Source organism: Marinobacter fuscus, assembly GCF_003007675.1.
GTDB lineage: Bacteria > Pseudomonadota > Gammaproteobacteria > Pseudomonadales > Oleiphilaceae > Marinobacter > Marinobacter fuscus.
The window spans coordinates 1-3,660 of record NZ_PXNP01000087.1 but is presented as its reverse complement, the minus strand read 5'-3'; the positions used below and the strand labels follow the sequence as shown (position 1 = coordinate 3,660).

Annotated in this window: 7 protein-coding genes and 1 pseudogene; 2 read left to right on the top strand and 6 right to left on the bottom strand. The window is 53.1% G+C overall.

What is annotated here, in order from left to right; genetic code table 11:
* From C7H09_RS20285 to C7H09_RS12340, 5 genes and pseudogenes are all read right to left on the bottom strand, one after another.
* Positions 1-488, bottom strand: a pseudogene (locus C7H09_RS20285) (hypothetical protein); the annotation flags it as partial.
* A gap of 239 nt (positions 489-727) precedes the next feature.
* Positions 728-1,033 (bottom strand): BrnA antitoxin family protein, encoded by a 306-nt coding sequence (locus tag C7H09_RS12360; protein ID WP_106763134.1) that lies wholly within the window; start codon positions 1,031-1,033, stop codon positions 728-730.
* Positions 1,017-1,238 carry a BrnT family toxin gene (locus tag C7H09_RS20545; protein WP_106763132.1) on the bottom strand — a complete coding sequence of 74 codons (222 nt, stop codon included), beginning with the start codon at positions 1,236-1,238 and terminating at the stop codon, positions 1,017-1,019. Before C7H09_RS20545 ends, C7H09_RS12360 begins: the two co-directional genes overlap by 17 nt.
* Positions 1,239-1,281: 43 nt before the next feature.
* Positions 1,282-1,581: a HigA family addiction module antitoxin gene (locus tag C7H09_RS12350; protein WP_206074324.1), complete on the bottom strand. Its 300-nt coding sequence runs from the start codon at positions 1,579-1,581 to the stop codon at positions 1,282-1,284.
* A 205-nt stretch (positions 1,582-1,786) separates the two neighbouring features.
* Positions 1,787-2,089: a helix-turn-helix domain-containing protein gene (locus C7H09_RS12340; protein WP_106763130.1), complete on the bottom strand. Its 303-nt coding sequence runs from the start codon at positions 2,087-2,089 to the stop codon at positions 1,787-1,789.
* Between the two features lie 336 nt (positions 2,090-2,425).
* Here C7H09_RS12340 and C7H09_RS20275 point away from each other — a divergent pair, with 336 nt between their 5' ends.
* Complete coding sequence (locus tag C7H09_RS20275; RefSeq protein ID WP_240616582.1) at positions 2,426-2,968, top strand: transposase; 543 nt, start codon at positions 2,426-2,428, stop codon at positions 2,966-2,968.
* Positions 2,965-3,465, top strand: coding sequence for a hypothetical protein (locus C7H09_RS20270; protein ID WP_240616580.1), 501 nt, complete (start codon positions 2,965-2,967; stop codon positions 3,463-3,465). Before C7H09_RS20275 ends, C7H09_RS20270 begins: the two co-directional genes overlap by 4 nt.
* Before the next feature lie 14 nt (positions 3,466-3,479).
* Here the strand turns inward: C7H09_RS20270 and C7H09_RS20005 are convergent.
* On the bottom strand, positions 3,480-3,660 hold a 181-nt coding region (locus tag C7H09_RS20005; protein WP_206074323.1), incomplete at its 5' end, for a hypothetical protein.

Sequence of the window (3,660 nt, the reverse complement as noted above, 5' to 3'; positions counted from 1 at the left end):
CCCTTTTCCATGCCCTCGGCTCGTAACCGGTCACTTAAGTTTGCCATGGTGCTGCTCTCCTTCGGGTATTTCTGCTGATACAATTCCATTTCATTATCATCCAAGGCTGTGTAGATGTCGATGAAGTCCAGATACTTCAACTGCTTCTCGGGATCCGGCTCCAGAGTGCTCAAACCGCGCACGGCACGGGCATAAACCTCCAGTTTCTGGTCTTGCCGCCAGCTCATCAGGCTCAGGCAAAGCCTGGCGATGAGATTATTACTATGCCAGTAATCCTCTGCACGGAGCTCCTGCAACGCGCAGCGTATGTAGTTAAAACTCAGGTATTGATAACGCTCACTGCCGAGAACGAGTTCGCGCGGTTCCTTGCTACTGGTTTTCAGGAAAATCACCACCGGCACCACTCTGTCTGTGCTGCACAGCTCCGCAAGATCCAAGCAATAGTGTGCCAGGCGGTGGATAGAGAACCGCCTTGGGTCAGATTCCATCGATATAACCTTGGGCCAAAGGGGGTCTGACCCTCGCGGTCTGACCCCACAAGGCACCTACGTTAAACCTTGGAGAAATGGGGTCTGACAGCGAGTGTCAGACCCCGCCGAAAGCGAGTGCCAAGCCCTCGGAGACAGCGGATGCCAGACCCTGCCGGTACTTCGCGGGCAAAGGGGTCTGACCCTCGCGGTCGGCGTTGAAGTGCATCCTCTGTCCATGACAGCCAATCAATCTGTCACTACCCCAACCGCTCAATATCCGACTGACTGTGGGTTCTCAGATACTCCTGAAGCGCCTTGTCCATTCGGGTTTGCCAGCCACTGCCTGTGGCACGAAACTGCTCTACCACCTCCGGTGAAAGCCTGATAGTTATCCGCTCCTTGGTAACCTCTGCCTTTGGCCGACCTACCGGACGCAAACGGCGGAACTCTTCGTCCGTGAGCTCGCGCGTATCTGCATCTTGTGCAATCCCCTCGTTAATGCCAGAGTCTTCATCACTCGAGGGCAGCGTAAACGCCCTACCAGATTTAGATTTTGTCTGCATAAAGACTCACCTCCCGACGATTCGCCTTTCGAAGACTGATTATGCGGCGGATGCCTTTTCGCTCTGTGTAAACAACACAGTAGACACGATCGGCTATAGGGCCATATCCAATCATTCGACGCTCACCATACTCATTACGAGAATCCTCTAGAGCCCACACCCAATCCCATTCGAGCTTGGCGGCATCAGCTAACGAAAGGATCATACTGCTGCCTGTCCCTAATCAGGCTAATAATGATTTATGGTTTTCAGGCAGCGTGCGGCTGTATCTCCTTAGCAATCTTAGCTTCTTTACCCATCTGAGCCTGGCGCAGCTCAAACTCAGTTTGCAGGTTCAACCAGAACCGTGCACTGGTGCCAAAGTAACGCGCTAGTCGCAGCGCTGTGTCTGCGGAAACGCCCCGGTTCTCACGAACGATCTCATTCATCCGCGTTGCCGGAACATGCAAAGCCTTGGAGAGCGCATTTACGCTCATCTCCAGCGGCTCCAGATACTCTTCCCGCAGAATCTCTCCAGGGTGAATGGGACGCATACCATTGCTAATCATTGTGCGACCTCCTCAGTGGTAATCAACAATTTCAACATCTTCCGGACCGTCAGCAGTCCATCGAAAGCACATCCGCCACTGCCGGTTAATGTCGCGTGCGCCGCACCTTCCTGTGCGGGCAAGACCGTGCCACCGGTTCAGGCTAGTGCCTGTCCATAATGAAGATTTTATAATGAAGATTTTCCATGATGAACGTTTGGAGCAGTCAAAGCGGAATAGCATGATGAGTCCCGTCCGGAAGCTCAATATCCAGACGAACTTTCGCACCCGCACTCTCCACGTATCGCTTAATCGACGATAACTTCAAGTCTTTACCGGCTTTTTCCATATTGGCGATCGTAGGCTGGGTTACCCCCATGGCCTCCGCCATATCAGTCTGGGTTTTCTGCAACAAAGCGCGCACTTCACTGAGGCGAATTTCTAAAAGAATTCGATCTGCTTTAACCTGAGCTCGCCGGATAACTTCCGGCTTTTCGCGCGCAAGAAGCTTATCTATTGAGTTTGCCATGTCATTTACCTCTTTTGAGTTCTTCCAGATGTTCGGAGAACTCTCGATCTGCCACTGGAAGCATCTCATCGTAAAACCGCTTGCCCTTGCCAGTTTTTGCACCAGCACAGAGAATTATGCCGGTGCGGGCGGGATCAAACGCGAAGAATACCAATCGTCAAAACGGCGAGTTGTTTTAATATCCCACATTAGCCAGCCCTAATCATAGCTCCCAAGCTATATATTCTGCAATCTATACATACGAAACCGAAGCGCATCTTGCTGCTCACAGATATATATGTATATTTGTACAGTATCGTTATATTGTCAACAGTCACGGAAGACAAGGCCCCCACCATGCCCAAAGCCAGAGCAGAACTGGTCAGCGTTTCAGATACCCCCTTCTACCACGTGATCTCTCGCTGTGTGCGCCGCACCTTCCTGTGCGGAAAAGACCGCGCCACCGGGCGTTGTTATGAGCACCGGCGTGGCTGGATTGAAGAACGAATCCGGCTGCTAGCATCCGTGTTTACCGTAGATGTAGCGGCTTACGCGGTGATGTCGAACCACTACCACCTGGTGGTAAAACTCAGCCCGTATGAAGTGAAACCCTGGAGCACTGATGAAGTGCTGGCGCGCTGGTGCAGCCTATATAAAGGTCCACCACTGGTACAGCGGTATCATCGAGGTGATGATTTGTGTGCGGCCGAGCTTCGTCGAGTGGAGGAGTACGCAGAAACCTTCCGGCAGCGATTGGCGGACTTGAGCTGGTTTATGAAATGCCTGAATGAGCCAATTGCGAGGCAGGCCAACAAGGAAGATAAGTGCACCGGCCACTTTTATGATGGCCATCCATGGCCATCACCCCTGCGGGGCCAGCCTTCGGCTGTTCCAATTTGATCCCGTCAAATTGGTGGGAGAGTCGATTTAAATCCCAGGCTCTGGATACCGAAGAGGCACTCCTTTCCTGCATGGCCTATGTAGACCTGAACCCCATCCGGGCCGCCATGGCGGAGACGCCAGAAACCTCCGAACACACCAGCATCAAGGAGCGAATTCATCCCACCTTTGATCTGGCAGGAGCCATTGCCCGGCAAACAGAACAGCAGGCACTGAATGAGTTTTCGGTACCGTTAAAACCACTACTGGGTTTTGAAGGCGTCATTCGAAACGGCTTCCAGCGAGGCATCCTGTTCAGCTTTGAAGATTACCTGGAACTGGTGGATTGCACCGGGCGCATCAGCCGGAGCGACAAACGTGGCTGTATTGACGAAAGCGCGCTGCCGATTCTGGAACGGCTGAATCTGGACCCGGAACGATGGTGCCACCGGGCGACTGCCTTTGAAGATAGCTATCAGGATTACCGAAATCCTGGACGGCGACGACAAGCGGCTTAGACAACCACCCCCAATTACTCCAATCCCTTTATCGGTGTTCCCGCCGAGAATTTCGCTCGCCTGAAATCGGCAGATTTCCAGAATTCACGGTGGAAGGTCGCCGCTGCTTTGTCATAACCGCGAAACAGACGCAATAAAACCGAGGGCCGGAAACGGCAAAGGCCCGGGGGCGAAACCTCCGGGCCTTTGGGGATC

Excerpts from the sequence above, each read along its gene's own strand:
- C7H09_RS12360 (WP_106763134.1), bottom strand. The coding sequence starts at position 1,033 with ATGCAGACAAAATCTAAATCTGGTAGGGCGTTTACGCTGCCCTCGAGT.
- C7H09_RS20545 (WP_106763132.1), bottom strand. The coding sequence starts at position 1,238 with ATGATCCTTTCGTTAGCTGATGCCGCCAAGCTCGAATGGGATTGGGTG.
- C7H09_RS12350 (WP_206074324.1), bottom strand. The coding sequence starts at position 1,581 with ATGATTAGCAATGGTATGCGTCCCATTCACCCTGGAGAGATTCTGCGG.
- C7H09_RS12340 (WP_106763130.1), bottom strand. The coding sequence starts at position 2,089 with ATGGCAAACTCAATAGATAAGCTTCTTGCGCGCGAAAAGCCGGAAGTT.
- C7H09_RS20275 (WP_240616582.1), top strand. The coding sequence starts at position 2,426 with ATGCCCAAAGCCAGAGCAGAACTGGTCAGCGTTTCAGATACCCCCTTC.